We start from the raw sequence: 17,564 nt of genomic DNA on the forward strand, positions 1-17,564 counted from the left end.
GGCAAAGCCAACGGGTCGCGCGAACGCGCGACCCGTTGGCTTTGCCCACCCTACGCCACCACATCAAAACTCAGCATGCCCCTGCGGGTCGAGCAGGCGGTTGAAGCGCTGCGCGGCGGCCATCGCGAAGCGCAATGTCATCAGCTTGCGGGTCGGCGCCGGCAGGCGATGCTCCGGCGCCTCGCAGTGCAGATGCGCGCCATAGGCGTCGGCGATGATCAGGCCGGTGTCGGCGGGAAAGATCTCGCACGGCAGATCCTGCGTGAAGGCAAAGAACAGCCGGTCGCAATGGAGGCGATAGTCCTGCCATTTCTGATCAGCGCGCAGATCCTCGACCGACGACTTGATCTCGACGATCCAGATCTCGCCGCGCTCGTTCAGCGCCACCAGATCGGCACGCCGGCCCGACGGCAGCGGCAATTCGCTGATGCAGGAGAACCCGAGCGAGCGCAACAGCCGCGCCGTCCCGCGCGCGATCGCAAGCGCCGTCTCCGACTGGCGACGGTCCGGTGGCGGAACAAGCGAGATGTTGCGGGCGGACGATTCCATTCCAATAACCTAGCCGATTCCGGCGGACCGCCCAACACGGCCATTGGCGGGAACCCAAACTGCTCTGTCCGCTTAACAGACGGCCGCTGCATCACCCGGGCGGACCTGGAGGGCTGCCCTGTGATCGACGACCTCTGGTACAAGAACGGCGTTATCTATTGTCTTTCCGTCGGCACCTATATGGATGCGAACGGCGACGGCGTTGGCGACTTCAAGGGGCTGTTGCGCCGGCTGGATTATCTGCACGGCCTCGGCGTCACCGCGATCTGGCTGATGCCCTTTCAGCCCTCGCCAGGCCGCGACGACGGCTACGACATATCAGACTATTACGGCGTCGATCCGCGCTATGGCACGCTCGGAGACTTCGTCGAATTCACCCATGGCTGCAAGCAACGCGGCATCCGCGTCATCATCGACCTTGTCGTGAACCACACCTCCGACCACCATCCCTGGTTTCGCGAGGCGCGCAAGAACAGGGAATCCCAGTATCGCGACTGGTATGTCTGGTCCGACAAAAAACCCGCGAACGCCGACACCGGCATGGTGTTTCCCGGCGTGCAGAAGTCGACCTGGAGCAGGGACAAGGAATCCGGCGCCTGGTACTTTCATCGCTTCTACGATTTCCAGCCGGACCTCAACACATCGAATCCGCATGTGCAGGCGGAAATCCTCAAGATCATGGGGTTCTGGATCCAGCTTGGCGTTTCCGGCTTCCGCATGGATGCGGTGCCCTTCGTGATCGCGACCAAGGGACCAAAGGTCAAGAAGCCGGTCGAGCAGTACGACATGCTGCGCGCTTTTCGGGAATTCCTGCAATGGCGCGAGGGCGACGCGATCATTCTGGCCGAAGCCAATGTGCTGCCGAAAACCGACATGGAATATTTCGGAAGCGATGGCGACCGCATGCACATGATGTTCAATTTCCAGGTCAACCAGCATCTGTTCTATGCGCTGGCCTCCGCCGACTCGCGTCCGCTTGCAAAGGCGCTCGAGGCGACAAAGCCGCGGCCGGCGACGGCACAGTGGGGCCTGTTCCTGCGCAACCATGACGAACTCGATCTCGGCCGCCTGACCGACGCGCAGCGCAAGACTGTGTTCAGGGCATTCGGCCCCGACAAGGAGATGCAACTCTACGATCGCGGCATCCGCCGCCGCCTCGCGCCGATGCTGGGGGGCGACCGGCGCCGGCTCGAGCTTGCCTACAGCTTGATGTGTACGCTGCCGGGCACCCCGGTCTTCCGCTATGGCGACGAGATCGCGATGGGCGACAATCTCGATCTGCCCGAGCGCGGTTGTGCACGCACGCCGATGCAATGGTCGACGGAGCCACATGCCGGATTCACGAAGGGCGACAGGCCGGTCGTGCCCGTCATCGATACCGGCCCTTACGGCTATGAGCACGTCAACGTCGCCAAGCAGCGCCGCGATCCGAATTCAATGCTGAACTGGACCGAACGCATCATCCGCATGCGCAAGGAAGTCCCGGAGGTCGGCTGGGGCGATTTCAGCATCATCGACACGCGCGATCCTGCCATATTCGTGATCCGCTATGACTGGCGCAACAATTCGGTGCTGTTCGTCCATAACCTCGATGACAGGCCGCGCGAGGTGGCGTTTTCGGCCGGGCTTCCCGGTGACACCGGCAAGCTGCTGATCAGTCTTCTCACCGAGGACCACAGCCGCGCCAATGGACGCGGCCAACACCGGCTATTGCTCGAAGCCTATGGCTACCGCTGGTACAGGATGGGCGGGCTCGATTACCTGTTGAAACGCAGCGATATCGATCAGGCCGACAACGGCGGTCACCCGGCCTGACCGACGTCGGATCACTCGCTGCGGTTCACCTCTCCCCCGTCGAGATCGAGAGCATCATGATTTCGATGCCCCGGCGGCGCGATGATGACGCCTTCATTGCCGCGCAGCTCGAGCACGCTTTCGATCGTCTCGCCCTCGCGGTCGAGGAAGGTCGACAGCAGGATTTCGCTGTTGAAAGCAATCGCACTCGAGGTGACCGCGGCTGGATCGGCCCCTAAGTTCAGCGCCACGATCAGCGCGCCCTCCTCGCCGCGCCGGCGATAGAGCAGGATGTCGCCTTGCGCGGCGACCCGTTCATAGCTGCCGGTCACGAGCTGCGGCCATTGCCGCCGAAGCGCGATCAGCGCCTGGTACAGGTTGAGGATCGACGTCTTGTCGGCACCGAGACTGGCGACGTTTTCGCTCAATGCATCATGGGCGAGCGGCAGCCAGGGCTTTGCGGTCGAGAAGCCGGCATTGGGCTCTGCATCCCATTGCATCGGCGTGCGGCAGCCGTCGCGGCCGACGCCCAGCCCCGGCACGTTCCTTTCGAAGGGATCGCGCACTTCACTGGGCGCGATCGGAACCTGGCGCATGCCGATCTCGTCGCCGTAATAGAGCGTCGGCGTGCCGCGCAGCGTCAATAGCAGCATGGCCGCGACGCGGGCCTGCTCAGGCCCGACCCGGCTCGCCGCTCGCGGACGGTCGTGATTGCCGAGCACCCAGTTCGGCCATGCGCCCGGCGGCAGCGCCTTCTCATAATCCTCGATGATCCGCTCGATCGAGCGCGCGCTCCACAAGGTCGACAACAGCGCAAAGTTGAACGGCATTTGCGCGCCGGTGAGATCGTTGCCGTAATAGGCGACGAGGCGATGCAGCGGCAGATAGATCTCGCCGATCAGCACGCGGTCATCGAACTCGTCGGTGACTCGCCGCATCTCGGCGATCACCTCGTGCACCTCCGCCTGGTCGGTGGAATATTGCGTCAGGATCTTCTCATGCGGCGGCCGGCCCTCGTGATAATGCGGGTTGGGCGGGTTGTCGCGAAACTTCGCGTCCTTGATCAGATGCCAGATGACGTCGACGCGAAAGCCGTCGACGCCCTTGCCGAGCCAGAACCGCATCACGTCATAGATCGCCTGGCGGACCTCCGGATTGCGCCAGTTCAGGTCCGGCTGCTGGGCCAGGAAGGCATGGTAGTAATATTGCCCGCTCTCGCTGTCATATTCCCAGGCGCTGCCGCCGAATTCCGACAGCCAGTTGTTCGGCGGTCCGCCGCCCGGCTTCGGATCGCGCCAGATGTACCAGTTGCGCTTGGGGTTATCGCGCGAGCTTCGCGATTCGATGAACCAGGGGTGCTGGTCCGAGGTGTGATTCGGCACCAGATCGAGGATCAGCCTGAGCCCCGTGTCGTGGGCTGCCGCGACCAGCGCGTCGAAATCCTCCATCGTGCCGAACTGCGGATCGATGCCGGTATAGTCGGAAATATCGTAGCCGAAATCGACCATCGGCGACGGAAAGATCGGCGACAGCCAGAATGCGTCGACGCCAAGTTCTCTGAGATACGGCAGCCGCCGCAAAATTCCCTTGAGGTCCCCGACCCCGTCGCCGTTGGAATCCTGAAACGAGCGCGGATACACCTGATAGAAGATGCCGCGCCGCCACCAATCTTTGTCAAAATCGCCCATAGGGCCACGTGATCCTTCAATTCAGGCTTGAACGTGGCAACACGCTAACGCGTGGCGGGTTCACACGAGATTTCGTTGAGGACAAATTGAGCCGCGAGCTCCGCTTCACCTCGCCCCGCCTGCGGGGAGAGGTCGGATCGCATCGCAGATGTGATCCGGGTGAGGGGGAGCCTCCGCGAGTCCTCCTGTCACCGTATTCGCGGAGAGAGCCCCTCACCCCTACCCTCTCCCCGTAAGAACGGGGAGAGGGAGAAGATCACACGTGCCGGCCGATCGCGAGCTGGTAGATGGTGATCAACACCTCGAACAGGATCAGGAAGACGATGATCATCTCGAGCCGCAGCGAGCGGCGGGTGTCGATGATATCGGTCAGGACCTGCGCGGTCTCGGCGATGACCGCGAGCTTGCGGTTGAGCGATTCGGCGCGCTCCTTCAATTCGTATTCGTCCTCGAGCCGGGCGTAGAGCCGCTCGAGCTGCGGCTTGTCCCAGAGGATGTCGGGCTTCTCGGACACTTCGACCGGGCCCGAGACGCGATGGCGAACCAACAATGCGTTGCCGATGTGCTTCAGGATCGCGTTGCGGCCGCGATGGATCTGCCCGCTCTTGGCGAGGTCGCGCGCGAATGGCTCGGTCATGTCGAACACCGCGGCGACCTCGCGCTCATGCCGCGCCAGCACGACGCTTTTCGCCAGCGCCTCGCCGACGAGGATCAGCCGCTCCGGCGACAGGCTCTGCAGATAGATCGGCCCGCCCGGCGGTATTTGATCGTCCTTCTCGGAGGCGAGCTCGATGGTGGCGCTCTCCTCCTCGCGCCGCGCAAACGGCGCGACCAGGCGCGACTGCAGCCCGCGCAGGAACTCCTCCTCCTCCAGCGCATTCAGCCCGATCAGGACCACGACGCCGTAACGGAACAGGATCGCGACACCGTTCTCATTGACGCGGAACGCCAATGGCGTCGTCGCCAGCACATCGCTGCGCTCCAGCCCCGATGTGTTCAGGCGTTCGGCCACAAAGAAGGCGCGGGCCGTGGTGCGCGGGCCTCCGAGCGGCGACCGCGAAACCTGGCTGACGGGATGTTCCGATACGGTGGATGCCATTCCTCTTACAGACTACATGTTCAAGAACTGTGCAATGCTATCACAGTCCGGCCCGCGACCGCATGGCGTTCCCGGGACGTGTTGACGCGATTTTCCCAGCGCATAAGGTGCCGCTATGGATAACAAAACCGAAACAAAACCGAAGGCCGGCGCCATCATCGTGCCGGTGACGCTGTTCGAGCAGAACTGCACCATCCTCTGGCACGAGCCGACCAAGAAGGCGGTCGTGATCGACCCCGGCGGGGACGTTCCGAAGATCCAAGAGGCGATCAAACAGACCGGCGTCAGCGTCGAGAAGATCTGGATCACCCATGGCCATATCGACCACGTCGGCGGCGCGGCCGAACTGCGCGACGCGCTGAAGGTGCCGATCGAGGGCCCGCATATCGCCGACAAATATCTGCTCGACAATGTGGTCAGCAGCGGCGCGCGTTTCGGCATGAGCGGCGTGCGCGACTTTGCACCGGACCGCTGGCTCGAGGAGGGCGAGCAGGTCACAATCGGCGAACTCACTTTCGAGATCCTGCATTGCCCCGGCCATTCGCCTGGCAGCATCGTGTTCTTCAACCGGGAATTGCGCTTCGCCCATGTCGGCGACGTCCTGTTCAACGGCTCGGTCGGCCGCACCGATCTGCCCGGCGGCAGCCACGAAACGCTGATCAGGTCGATCAAGGAGAAATTGCTGCCGCTTGGCGACGACGTCGGCTTCATCTGCGGCCACGGCGCCGGCTCCAGCATCGGCCAGGAGCGGATGACGAATCCGTTCATCACCGGCGAACTGTGAGCGACGCCGCGGCTTATCGGCGCGGCGCCAGAATTACTTCATCAAACCGGCGGCAGTCAGCGCCCGGGTGATCACATCGCTGATCTCGCGAGCGCGGCCGCGGAAGCTGTGTGACGACGGCGCAGCCTGACGGGAGGGCGTCGCGCGCGGCAAGGGCATCGGTTTTGCCGGCTCCTTCGCGACCGGCTTGGTCACAGGCTTGACCACCGGCTTTGCGGCTTCTCTGGCAACCGGCGCGGGTCGGCGGGCCCGTTCGGTGAGGCCGAAGAAATTCGCGATATGATAGGACGACGAAATCCCGGCCTCGATCAGGAAGGCGCCGGCTTCGCCATAACGTTCGTCATTGGCGGCGATGCCGAGCGGCGTGCCGTGGGCCATGCCGGTGATGGTGTAGGACTCGACCACGGTCTCGCCGTTCGAATCCCACCAGACCTCGCGCGGATAGCCGTCGACCATCGTCGCCGCCATCGGCGCCTCCGGCAGGCCGTGCACGTCGAGCCATTGCCTGACGATCGCGTCCGCATTGCCGGGATTGACGGTGCGATCGGCACTGCCGTGCCAGACCGAAACCTTCGGCCACGGACCATCGTGCTTCCAGGCGCCGCGCACGAGATCGCCCAGTTCATTGGCGGTGCGCGACGACGCCTGCATCATGCCATTGAGGGCTTCGCGCAGATTGGTGGCGATGCCGAATGGGAGGCCGGCAACGATCGCGCCTGCCGCGAAGACATCCGGATAGGTCGCAAGCATCACCGAGGTCATGGCGCCGCCGGCGGAGAGCCCGGTGATGTAGATGCGGCGTGGATCGAGCTTGTGATCGATGACCATGCGCGCGATCATCTGACGGATCGAGGCAGCCTCGCCCTTGCCGCGTGTGATGTCCTGCGGATCGAACCAGTTGAAGCAGGTGTTGGCGTTGTTCGCCGGCTGTTGTTCCGGCAATAGCAGCGCAAAACCATGGTGACGCGCAAGCGTCGACCAGCCCGCACCGAGATCGTAACCAGCCGCGGTCTGGCCGCAGCCATGCAGCACGACCACGAGCGCCGCGCCGCGCGGCATTCCTTCCGGCACGAACGAATACATCTTCAGCGCGCCGGGATTCGATCCGAACTCGGCGGTCTCGACCAGCGGACTATCGACATCAGGTGCAAGGCTTCGCCGGTAGACGGCGGCAAACCCATTGAATCCATTCAGCCGGGGCAGATGGCTTAGGAACTCGATGTTCTTGGCAAGTGACAACAGCAACTCCTGAGGTGATTTCGACCAGCCTCGGCCAAACACATAGTTGCTGCAGCGCAAAATAAAAAGTCCGTATACTGTCATTCCCCGCGAAATCGTGAGGCGGGCGGTAAATTCGTGATCCAAGATTAATTTGTGATCATGTTGCGCGCCGCATCCATGACAGGAATGCGGTGCAAATGATGATCGACAGCCCAAACAATGCGCATGCCGAATGCAGCGCCAGCCGCGCTGAGCCTGCGGCTTCGATCGCGAAGAACACGGCGCCAATTGCGGCCACGCCGGCCGCATTTCCGATCTGCGCCGTGGTGCCGTACATGCCGGAACCCGCACCCGCGCTCGCAGGTTTCACCGTCGAAAGCACTGCACTCGAGAGCGGCGCCATCACCAATCCTTGCCCGTAGCCGAAGATCATCAGCACCAGCGCAAGCGACAGCGCGGAAGGCGCCTCAACCAGCGCTGCCGTCGCGGCAATCGCGACAAGGCCTGCGATCTGCAGCGCGCAGCCCTCGATCAGCACCAGCGTGCCGCGATGCCTGGCCCGCGCGCCGCTATGGCGCGAGGCGACCACGAAGGTGAGTGCGGCCGGCATAAAGACGAGACCAGCCTGAAGCGGCGGAATATGCAGCGCGTTCTGCATGAACATGGTCATGATCAGATAGAACGAGAGATTGGCGAAGAAGAAAAAGAACACCGCGACCAGCCCGCGCATGAAGGCTGCGTCAGCCAGCAGCGCGAGATCGATCAGCGGCATGCCGCCGCCGCGCGCGATCACGCGTTCGAGCCGGACGAACACGGCGATGATCACAGCGCCGCCCGCCATCACCAGCCACACCCAGGGCGACCAGTGCACATCGTGGCCGAACAGCAGCGGTCCGATCAGGCACAGCAATCCCGCAAACAGCACGACCGCGCCGGGAAGGTCGAGCCTCGTGCCGGCGCGATGCGGCACCGTCGGCATGATCCTGAGCGCGGCGGCAATGATGACGATGCCGAAGGGCACGTTGACGAAAAACACCGCGCGCCAGCCAAGCCCGGCAAGATCAAGCGTCACCAGCACGCCGCCGAGCAGGAAGCCGGCGGCGCCCGAGAGGCCCAGCACGATGCCATAGATGCCGAAGGCACGGGCGCGCGCCGAATCGGCAAACAACAGATGCAGCGTCGCCAGCACCTGCGGCACCATCAGCGCCGCGGTCGCGCCCTGCTCCAGTCGCGCGATGATCAGCTCGGGGCCGGATTGCGCAAGCCCGCACCACAGCGACGCCAGACTGAAGCCTGCAACGCCGGCGACGAACACGTTCCTGGTGCCGTAGATGTCGCCGAGCCGGCCGCCGGTGACCACCAGCGTCGCATAGGCGATCAGGTAGATCGCGATGACGGCTTCGATCTCGGCGGCGCTCGCCTGCAGCTCCACCGCGATCGTCGGGATCGCGACATTGACGATGAAGGCATCGACCCCGAACATGAATTGCGCGGCGACCACTGTCGCCAACACCCACCAGCGCCGCGAGGAATCCACTGACATAGTGCCACTGACATAGGTGACGATCTGGTGCATGGCGGGCCGTTCCGTTCAAAATCTGTTGTGCCCGCAAGCTACAGATTCGGCACATTCCGGCGATTACCTCCGAGGTAAGCTTCGCAGTAGGTCCGTAGCCCGGGTGGAGCGCAGCGCAACCCGGGACCGCTGCGTCCGCGGCGAACAGCACCCCGGGTTGCGCTGCGCTCCACCCGGGCTACGGGGCTGAAATTCCGGGCGGCGGCAGGCTGCGCCGCCTGCGCAACAACCATGCAGGCCCGGCGGGCTCGAAGCATTGCGCCGGACCTGCCCCGCCCGTAGGGTTGCTGCAACGCTAACGACAACAATAATCCTGGAGAAAACACCCAATGGCGCGCCTGAAATTCGGAGCTTTCCTCGCCCCGCATCACCCGATCGGCGAGCATCCGCTGCTGCAATTCCGCCGCGACCTCGATTTCGTCCAGCAGCTCGACGAGCTCGGCTATGATGAGTTCTGGTGCGGCGAGCATCACTCCTCAGGCTGGGAGATGATCGCCTCGCCGGAGATGTTTCTGGCGGCCGCCGGCGAGCGCACCAAGCGGATCAAGCTCGGCACCGGCGTGATCTCGCTGCCCTATCACCATCCCTTCAACGTCGCCCAGCGCATGGTCCAGCTCGACTACATGACCGGCGGCCGCGCCATTTTCGGCTCCGGCCCGGGCGCGCTGGCCTCCGACGCGCACACGCTCGGCATCGACCCGATGACCCAGCGCGACCGCCAGGACGAAGCGATCGCCGTGATCCGCCGCCTGTTCAACGGCGAGCGAGTCACCGCCAAGAGCGACTGGTTCGTGATGAACGACGCCGCGCTGCAGATCCTCCCCCTGCAGGAGGACATGCCGTTCGTGGTGGCCTCGCAGATCTCGCCCTCGGGCATGACGCTGGCCGGCAAATACGGCATCGGCATCATCTCGCTCGGCTCGATGTCGACGCAAGGCCTGATGGCGCTGCCGCAGCAATGGCAATTCGCCGAGGACGCCGCCAAGAAGGCCGGCACCACCGTGAGCCGTTCGAACTGGCGCGTGCTGCTCTCCTGGCACATCGCCGAGACGCGCGAGCAGGCGCGCCGCGAGGCCGGCGCCGGGCTGATGCGCTGGCACAACGAATATAATGTCGGCACTTTGATGCGGCCCGGGCTGACCGCGTTCTCCTCGCCGGACGAGGCCGTCGACAAGACCGCGTTCGTGGAGGGCGCCGCCTCAACCATCGGCACGCCTGATGATCTCGTGAAGATGATCAAGAACCTGGTGCAAGTCTCCGGCGGCGTCGGCACCATCGTCGGCTTCGCCCATGACTGGGCCAACCCGGAAAACACAAGGCGAAGCTGGGACTTGGTGGCGCGCTATGTGATCCCCGAAATCAACGGCTATATCGACGGCCTGCGCAAGTCGCAGAAATTCGTGATCGAAAATCGCGCGATCTTCGAACGCGCCGGCCAGGCCGTGATGGCCAAGATCATGGAGAACGACAAAGCCGCCGCCGCACTCGCGCATACCGGCCCCGGCCGTGTCGCGATCCCCGCCGTCAACGCGCCTGATTTGCAGGAAGCCGCGAAACGCAAGGCATGAGGGACGCTCTCTCCGCTCGGATGATTCGTAGCCCGGGTGGAGCGAGAGCGTAACCCGGGACACCTGTTTCGGCGGTTACCGGCGTCCCCGGGTTGCGCTGCGCTCCACCCGGGCTACAGACTCGCTATTGATCCAGCCGCAACCACGCTCCATCATTACTGACACACAGTCATGGTAGAGCAATGCCCTTCGACGGCCGCCTGCTGGCGGGAATCAGCGTGTTGGCGGCGGTGGTGCAGACCAAAAGCTTTGCCCGCGCCGCCGATACGCTCGGAATCACCGCCTCAGGCGTCAGCCGCGCGGTTGCGCGGCTTGAGGCGCGGGTCGGCGTGCGGCTGTTCGATCGGACCACGCGCTCGGTGGCGCTGACCGACGAAGGCCGCCGCTTCTATGAACAGGTGGCGCCGCTGCTGGCGGGGATCGAGGACGCCGCGAGCACCGCGTCGAAATCGGCCGGGGTCGTCCGCGGCCGGCTGCGCGTCGACATCGATCCGTATTTCTCGCGCGTGATCCTCTCTGGCCGCATCGGCGGCTTCCTGCGCCAGCATCCGGAATTGACGCTGGAATTGATCACGCGCGAGCACCTTCACATGCGGCGAGTTCATGGGCACGCCAAAATGCAGCACCGTTGCTGGCTCGCCTTCGCTTTCCAGCACCGCGGTCGTCATCAAGAGGTCGCCGGCGGGCGAGCCCGACGAGAACACCTTGCGCGCGGTGATGCGATAGCCGCCGTCGACCTTCTCCGCGCGGCCGGAGCCGCCGATCCAGTCCGAGCCGCCGCTCGACAACAGGATGATGCGCTCATTGGCGATGCGCCGGAGCAGCGGCTCGACGGGGGCGGCCTTCTGGACCTTCCAGCGCCAGGCAGGAATTGCGACCTGGTGGGTGTGCATGGAGAAGGCGAGCGCGGTTGAGCCGCAATAGTGGGCGATGGTGCGCAGCATCTCGGCGAGCTCGTCGACATCGGCGCCGCCGCCGCCCAGCTCGGCCGGCACGCCGGCCTCAACCAGGCCTGCGGCCTTCAGGTCGGCGAAATCCTCGGCGACGAACCTGTCCTCATCCGTCTGCTGCTCGGCGCGCCGCGCGAAGACCGGGCCAAGCTCCTCTGCGATCTCGACCGCGCTGCGCGATTTTGACGCATCGAGACTGTGTGCTGCGTTGCTGCTCATGACACTCTCCATCGTTGAGAATATCCACCGTGGGAGAGCCTAATTCCGCCGCAAAGGGCGCTCCAGTTCAGGAACTGTACTGCGACGCCGTGACCGCGGAGAGGGGCGAGAGCACGTCTGAATTGCTTACATTTTCCGCCGCGTCTTCCGGCCTGGTGCCGGGTCCGCGCTAGCATATCTGTACTACCGCATTTCAGGAGAGGCCGATTGCCTGACAGGACCGAGCGCGGAAGCTATGGGCAGTTTTGCCCGGTCGCGATGGCAGCCGAGATCGTCTGCAACCGCTGGACCGTGCTGGTGCTGCGCGAGCTCCTGTGCGGCACCACGCGCTTCAACGACCTGCGGCGCGGCGTGCCGCGGATGTCGCCCTCGCTGCTGTCGAAGCGGCTGAAGGAACTGGAGGTGGCCGGGCTGATCAGTGTGACGCCATCGGGCCAACCGGGCGTGATGGACTATCGGCCGACGCAGGCCGGCGAGGATTTGCGCGAGGTGATCATGTCGCTCGGCTTCTGGGCCCAGCGCTGGGTCGAGTCCTCGCTGTCGCTGAAGAATCTCGATCCGTCGCTATTGATGTGGGACATGCGGCGGAATCTGCGCCCCGAGCCGTTGCCGCCGCGCCGTTGCACCATCGAGTTCATCTATCCGGAGCTGTCGGGCGACCGCAGATCCTGGTGGCTCGTGATCGACGGCGCCATCGTCGACCTCTGCCTGACCGATCCCGGCTACGAGGTCGATCTCTATGTGACGTGCCCGTTGCGCACGATGACCGCGGTGTGGATGGGGATCTCGACGCTCGAGCGCGAGGTGGCAAACGGCGGCATCGAGCTCACCGGCGACAAGGCGATCGCCCGCTCGATGCAGCAATGGCTGGGCTTGAGCCCATTCGCGAAAGGCGTACGCGCCGTCGGTTAATGATATGCGCCCTTGTCGAGCAGCGCCTTGAAGTCCGTCCGCGCGCGCTGCGCCTCGGCTCGCGCGGCCTCGGAGGCGTCGACGAGGCCGAAATAGCCGTGGATCAGGCCCTGCCCGTCATGGTGCGTGGTCGGCACATCAGCCTCGCGCAGCGCGTTGGCGTAAGCAACGCCCTCATCGCGCAGCGGATCGAACCAGGCGGTGGTGACAACGGCGGGTGCGACGCCCTTCAACTCCTTCGCCCGCAGCGGCGAGACCCGCCAATCCGCGCCGTGTGCGCGCTCTTCGAGATAATGCCCGCAGAACCACTCCATCACCGCGCGCGACAGGAAGTATCCTTCCGCATTCTCGGCCCGCGACGGAAACCGCGCATTCTCCGCGGCGTCTGCAAAATTGCCGACGACGTCGGTGACGGGATAGACCAGCAGTTGGCCGGCGAGCCTGATCCCGGCATCGCGGCAGGCGAGCGCGCTGGCGGCTGCGAGATTACCGCCGGCGCTGTCGCCGGCAACGCCCACGCGAGCTACGTCGCCGCCGAATTCCTTGATGCGGCCGACCACGTCGCGCGCCGCGGCAAAGGCATCCTCGAACGCGCCGGGGAAACGCGTCTCCGGCGGGCGGCGATAGTCGACGGAAACCACCACCGCGCGGGTTTCGATGGCAAGGTTGCGCGCCTGCCGGTCATGGGTCTCGAGGTCGCCCGCGACCCAGCCGCCGCCGTGGAAGAACACGACCGTTGGTGCGGTCCCGCTGCCATTGCGATAGACCCGCGCCGGCCGCGGCCCGGCGCCGCCGGCGACGTTGATGTCCTTCACGTGCTCGACCGGCGGCGGCGGGATCTCGGCGCGCGCGGCGGCCAGCGCCCGCAGCGATTCCCGCGCGCTCTGCGGCGTCATGGTCTTAGGATCACGCAGCGGCAACAGCGGGATGATCTTCTCGATCACGGGATCAAGCGGGAGAGGCATCGAGTTCCTCCAAGATTTCGGCCGGCATTTCGTTGGCCGGCGAGCGTTGTTGTTGATTATGAGCTCATTGGACAACAGGAACGCGCGAAGCACAACCGTCCGCCCACCGTCATTGCGAGCGAAGCGAAGCAATCCATGCTTCCGCATGCGGAGAAATGGATTGCTTCGTCGCTGCGCTCCTCGCAATGACGGAGATGTTACGCCACGTCGGCCATCGGCTCTGCCGGCGGCGCCGCGGTAGCGAGTTCCTTGGCGAGCGTGGTTGCCGCGACATAGTCGGTCTTGCCGGAGCCGAGCAGCGGCACCTTGTCGACGACGCGGATATCGGCCGGCACGGCAAGCTCGGAGGCGCCTGTCGCCTTGGCCTGTCGCTGCATCGCAGATCGCTCGGCATCGCGCTGCGTGGTCAGGAGCACGATGCGTTCGCCCTTGCGCGCATCGGGAATGGAGACCGCGACCGAGATCGCCTGCGGCCACAACGCGGACCCCATCGCTTCCACCGCCGACAGCGACACCATTTCGCCCGCGATCTTCGCAAACCGCTTGGCGCGGCCCTTGATGGCGATGAAGCCCGCGGCGTCGATGGTGACGATGTCGCCGGTGTCGTGCCAGCCATCGACGAGCTTCTCCAGCACGCCCGGATTTTCCGCGCGCAAGTACCCGAGCATCGCGTTCGGCCCGCGCACCGAGAGCCGGCCGCCCTCCTCGATGCCGGGGACCGGATCGAGACGGTATTCCATCAGGGGCGACAGCCGGCCGACGGTGCCGGGGCGGTTCGCCATCGGCGTGTTCATGGCGAGCACCGGTGCGGTCTCGGTGACGCCATAGCCTTCGAGGATGCGGATGCCGTAGCGCTCCATATAGACCTGCCGCGTGCGGTCCTTCACCGCCTCCGCGCCCGCCAGCACCAGCCGCAGCGTGCGGAAGTCGTAAGCATGCGCCGAGCGGGCATAGCCGGTGAGGAACGTATCGGTGCCGAACAGGATGGTGGCGCCGGTCTGGTAGATCAGTTCCGGCACGATGCGGTAATGCAGCGGCGACGGATACATGAAGATCGGAATCCCTGCGAGCAATGGCATCATCATGCCACCCGTAAGTCCGAACGAATGGAACACCGGCAGCACGTTGAACACCTTGTCGTTGCCATTGGCATCGACCCGCGCCAGCGCCTGCGCCGCGTTGGCCAGGATATTGCGATGGGAGAGCACGACGCCCTTCGGCGTCCCCTCCGAGCCCGAGGTGAACAGGATCACGGCGGGATCATCGGCCCTGCGCGCGACGCGCGGCGCAGTGCCCGCGAGAAGTCCGCGGATCTTGTCGAGCGCGGTGACAGTCGCGCGGATGTCCTCGAGATAGACGATGCGCGCTTCAGGAGCGATCGCCGCGATCAGCTTGTCGAGCTTGCCCTTCTCGATGAAGGCGCGGGAGGTGAGCACGGTCCTGATCTGCGACGCTTTCATCGCCGAGAGCACGTTCACGGGGCCGGCGGAGAAGTTGAGCATCGCCGGGACGCGGCCGATGGTCTGCAGCGCCATGAAGACGACGGCGACGCCGGCCGAGTTCGGCAGCAGCACGCCAATATTCTCGCCGATGGCGGTGTCCTGCTCGAGCTTGCGGCTCAGCATCTGCGCGCCAAGGATGAGCTTGCGATAGGTGAGTTTCGTGCCCAGCGCGTCCTCAACGACCACCTTGCCGGTGTCGCGGTCGCGATGTGCATGGGCGAGCGCTTCGAACAGGGTGTGATCGAGCATGGCGTTCTTCACCATGGCCTCGATCATGATGTCCTGCAGCGCAGCGCCGGCGGCATTGCGGCGGGCCTTGCCCTTCAACGACTGATCGATCGGCAGCTTGACCGGCGGCAGAATCGTGATCGTCACCTTCGGGAACCAGGAGCGCTTGATCTCGCCATTCTTGAGATAGCTGAGATGCGAGCGCTGCGCGCCCTCGATCCTGACAGGAACGATCACGGCATCGGCCTTGTCGGCGATCATCGCGGTGCCGTCATAGACCTTCATCAGCGAGCCATGCACGGTCAGGCGCCCCTCGGGAAAGATCACGACGGGCTCAGCGGAGGCGACCAGCTTGATCAGATCACGCGCGCCGAGCGGCTTGGTCGGATCGACGGTGATGTGACGGACCATCTTCAGGAACGGCTTGGCCCACCACGCCTTCGCAATTCCGGTATCGACGGCAAAGCTGGCATCGATCGGCAGCGTCGCGTGCAGCAGCGGGCCGTCGACCAGACTGACATGGTTGGGCGCGATCAGCATGCGCGTGCCCACGGGCGGCAGATTCTCAATGCCGCGAACCTCGACGCGGAACAGCGCACGGAACAAGAGCGCGCCGAAGTCGCGCACACCCTCCTTGCCCCACTTCTTGAGCACGAACCACACTGAACCAAAGCTTGCGACGGCAAGGCCGAAGAAGATCCAGGCGATCGACAGCCCGGCATATTGCAGCAGCGCGACGAACAGCGAGCCTACCACCATGAAGCCGGCCTGCAGGATATTGCCGGCGGCGATGATCCGGGCGCGCTCCGACGGCGCGGTCCAGGACTGCACCGCCGCGAACGCCGGCACCACGAACAGGCCGCCGCCGATGGCGAACAGGAAGAAGCCGACCAGCATATGCAGCCCGCCGAATGAGGTCGCGAACGCTGCCGCGGTCACGCCGTTGCCCGGCACGGTCGCGCCGATCACCGCGGCGAGATCGAGACCGACGACGCCCATGATGATGGCGCCGATCGGCACCAGCGCGAGATTGGGCCTGACATGGCTGAGCTGTGCCGCAATCAACGAGCCGGTGGCGATGCCGATCGCGAAGATCGCAAGGCACAGCGTGACGACGCCTTCGGTGCCTCCAACGCCTTCCTTGATCAGCGCGGGCAGCAGCGACAGCACGACCGCGCCGGCGAGCCAGAACCAGGACACGATCACCATGCCGTCCCACAGACGTGGCTCGGCATAGAGCGACTTGAGCAGCCGCACCGTGGACGTCCACGGATTGGCGGTGATGGCGAGTTCGGGTGCGGACGGCGTGGTGGCGGGAATGCGCGCGGCGAACGCCCAGGACAGGACGGACAGGCCGACCACGGCAAGCGAGATCCAGCCCATGTGGCTCGCGCCCGCGACGAACAGGCCGCCGGCGATGGTGCCGATCAAGATCGCCAGGAAAGTTGCGCCTTCGACCAGCGCGTTGCCGGTGGCGAGCTCGCCGACCGAGAGCTGATCAGGCAGGATCGCGTATTTCACCGGACCAAACAGCGCCGCGACCGTGCCAAACAGCGCCAGCGCGGCGAACAGAAGCGGCACCGAATGCAGGAAGAAGCCGGCCGCCGCAAAGCAGGCCGCAAAGATCTCGACGAATTTCAGCCGCCGGGCGACGACCGATTTCACATACTTGTCGGCGAGCTCGCCGCCGAGCGCCGACAATACGAAGAACGGAAAGATGAAAACGGCGGCGGCAAGTGTTACCAGCGACGCATTCTCGCCGGCGGTCGCGCCATAAAGCAGGATGATGACCAGCGCGTTCTTCAGGACGTTGTCATTGAGCGCCGAGAAAAACTGCGCCCAGAACAGCGGCGCGAAGCGGCGGGACGACATCAACTGTTTGATCATAACCGGTTCCTGGGCAGTGCCGAAAGTCCTTGGCCTTGCGAAATTCGTTTTGGGGTAATTGGGATCAGGATAGGCGAAAGTGAGCAGTGACGTCGTTGCTATTAGTGTCTTCGAATGCCTCGCGGTTCGACGCACTGAGGTTGCGGCACCGCCCGACCATGCACGGCAAAGATGTACGAGACCTTGTGCCTGGTTGTGGGGCGGCCATGTCGGCCGGCGACAATGCGGAGCATGGTGATTTCTTGGTTAGGAACCGGCTCCGCTATCGAGGCGAATTGGACCGTCTCAGGTGAGTTCGCTGAGCGAACCGAACGGCCAGCGCCCGCGGGGACGCTGCATTTGCCGCGCACGACGCCGGATCTGTGCCGCGAACCGGCGGCGTTCGAGCACGCCGGCAACGTCGCAGGCGTTGGCAATACGATTGATCGGCGCGGTGATGACGCGGGCGATCGACCTGCCAAATTCCAGGACGGACTTGAGGACATCCTCGAAGAAGGTCGTGGTCAGTTGCCGGGTCAGTTGCAGGACAAGTGTTTCCATGCGAGCGGCCTCCGGATGAATTTGAGCAATGCTCATTTTATAGCGCGAAAATGAGCGTCGCTCAAGAAATATCTTCGCAAGA

At 64.5% G+C, this 17,564-nt stretch carries 12 protein-coding genes and 2 pseudogenes; 5 read left to right on the plus strand and 9 right to left on the minus strand.

Features of this window, described 5'->3' with window-relative positions; translation table 11 throughout:
- Positions 1-63: 63 nt before the first annotated feature.
- On the minus strand, positions 64-549 hold the full coding sequence (locus OZ411_RS29965; protein ID WP_282530848.1) for an MmcB family DNA repair protein: 486 nt from the start codon (positions 547-549) through the stop codon (positions 64-66).
- A 120-nt stretch (positions 550-669) separates the two neighbouring features.
- Here OZ411_RS29965 and OZ411_RS29970 point away from each other — a divergent pair, with 120 nt between their 5' ends.
- Positions 670-2,364: an alpha-amylase family protein gene (locus tag OZ411_RS29970; protein WP_282530849.1), complete on the plus strand. Its 1,695-nt coding sequence runs from the start codon at positions 670-672 to the stop codon at positions 2,362-2,364.
- Positions 2,365-2,375: 11 nt separating this feature from the next.
- On the opposite strand, the gene OZ411_RS29975 is transcribed toward OZ411_RS29970, so the two are convergent.
- Both OZ411_RS29975 and OZ411_RS29980 read right to left on the minus strand, forming a co-directional pair.
- Complete coding sequence (locus tag OZ411_RS29975; RefSeq protein ID WP_282530850.1) at positions 2,376-4,031, minus strand: alpha-amylase family glycosyl hydrolase; 1,656 nt, start codon at positions 4,029-4,031, stop codon at positions 2,376-2,378.
- 256 nt (positions 4,032-4,287) lie between these two features.
- Positions 4,288-5,130, minus strand: coding sequence for an RMD1 family protein (locus tag OZ411_RS29980; protein WP_282530851.1), 843 nt, complete (start codon positions 5,128-5,130; stop codon positions 4,288-4,290).
- 115 nt (positions 5,131-5,245) lie between these two features.
- Here OZ411_RS29980 and OZ411_RS29985 point away from each other — a divergent pair, with 115 nt between their 5' ends.
- Positions 5,246-5,914, plus strand: coding sequence for an MBL fold metallo-hydrolase (locus tag OZ411_RS29985; protein ID WP_130583235.1), 669 nt, complete (start codon positions 5,246-5,248; stop codon positions 5,912-5,914).
- 33 nt (positions 5,915-5,947) lie between these two features.
- Here OZ411_RS29985 and OZ411_RS29990 read toward each other — a convergent pair whose 3' ends face one another.
- Both OZ411_RS29990 and OZ411_RS29995 read right to left on the minus strand, forming a co-directional pair.
- Entirely contained in the window at positions 5,948-7,153 is a 1,206-nt protein-coding gene (locus tag OZ411_RS29990) for a PHB depolymerase family esterase (protein WP_282530852.1), read from the minus strand.
- A 139-nt stretch (positions 7,154-7,292) separates the two neighbouring features.
- Positions 7,293-8,711 (minus strand): MFS transporter, encoded by a 1,419-nt coding sequence (locus OZ411_RS29995; protein ID WP_282530853.1) that lies wholly within the window; start codon positions 8,709-8,711, stop codon positions 7,293-7,295.
- Positions 8,712-9,040: 329 nt separating this feature from the next.
- Between OZ411_RS29995 and OZ411_RS30000 the strand changes: the two genes are divergently transcribed.
- Both OZ411_RS30000 and OZ411_RS30005 read left to right on the plus strand, forming a co-directional pair.
- Positions 9,041-10,279, plus strand: a complete 1,239-nt coding sequence (locus tag OZ411_RS30000) for an LLM class flavin-dependent oxidoreductase (RefSeq protein WP_282530854.1) — start codon at positions 9,041-9,043, stop codon at positions 10,277-10,279.
- Between the two features lie 182 nt (positions 10,280-10,461).
- Positions 10,462-10,857, plus strand: a pseudogene (locus OZ411_RS30005) (LysR family transcriptional regulator); the annotation flags it as partial.
- Positions 10,858-11,157: 300 nt separating this feature from the next.
- On the opposite strand, the pseudogene OZ411_RS30010 reads toward OZ411_RS30005, so the two are convergent.
- Positions 11,158-11,460 (minus strand): annotated as a pseudogene (locus OZ411_RS30010) (acyl-CoA dehydrogenase family protein); the annotation flags it as partial.
- A gap of 246 nt (positions 11,461-11,706) precedes the next feature.
- On the opposite strand from OZ411_RS30010, the gene OZ411_RS30015 reads away from it, so the two are divergent.
- A complete protein-coding gene (locus OZ411_RS30015; protein WP_282530883.1) occupies positions 11,707-12,360 on the plus strand; it encodes a helix-turn-helix domain-containing protein in 654 nt (217 codons plus the stop codon).
- Here the strand turns inward: OZ411_RS30015 and OZ411_RS30020 are convergent.
- The 3 genes from OZ411_RS30020 to OZ411_RS30030 all read right to left on the minus strand — a co-directional run bounded on the left by OZ411_RS30020 (position 12,357) and on the right by OZ411_RS30030 (position 17,482).
- A complete protein-coding gene (locus OZ411_RS30020) occupies positions 12,357-13,325 on the minus strand; it encodes an alpha/beta hydrolase (RefSeq protein ID WP_282530855.1) in 969 nt (322 codons plus the stop codon). The genes OZ411_RS30015 and OZ411_RS30020 overlap by 4 nt on opposite strands.
- Before the next feature lie 197 nt (positions 13,326-13,522).
- Positions 13,523-16,942 carry an acyl-[ACP]--phospholipid O-acyltransferase gene (locus OZ411_RS30025; RefSeq protein WP_282530856.1) on the minus strand — a complete coding sequence of 1,140 codons (3,420 nt, stop codon included), beginning with the start codon at positions 16,940-16,942 and terminating at the stop codon, positions 13,523-13,525.
- 285 nt (positions 16,943-17,227) lie between these two features.
- Complete coding sequence (locus OZ411_RS30030) at positions 17,228-17,482, minus strand: hypothetical protein (RefSeq protein ID WP_282530857.1); 255 nt, start codon at positions 17,480-17,482, stop codon at positions 17,228-17,230.
- Positions 17,483-17,564: the final 82 nt, after the last annotated feature.

This window comes from Bradyrhizobium sp. Arg237L (genome assembly GCF_029990105.1).
Lineage (GTDB): Bacteria > Pseudomonadota > Alphaproteobacteria > Rhizobiales > Xanthobacteraceae > Bradyrhizobium.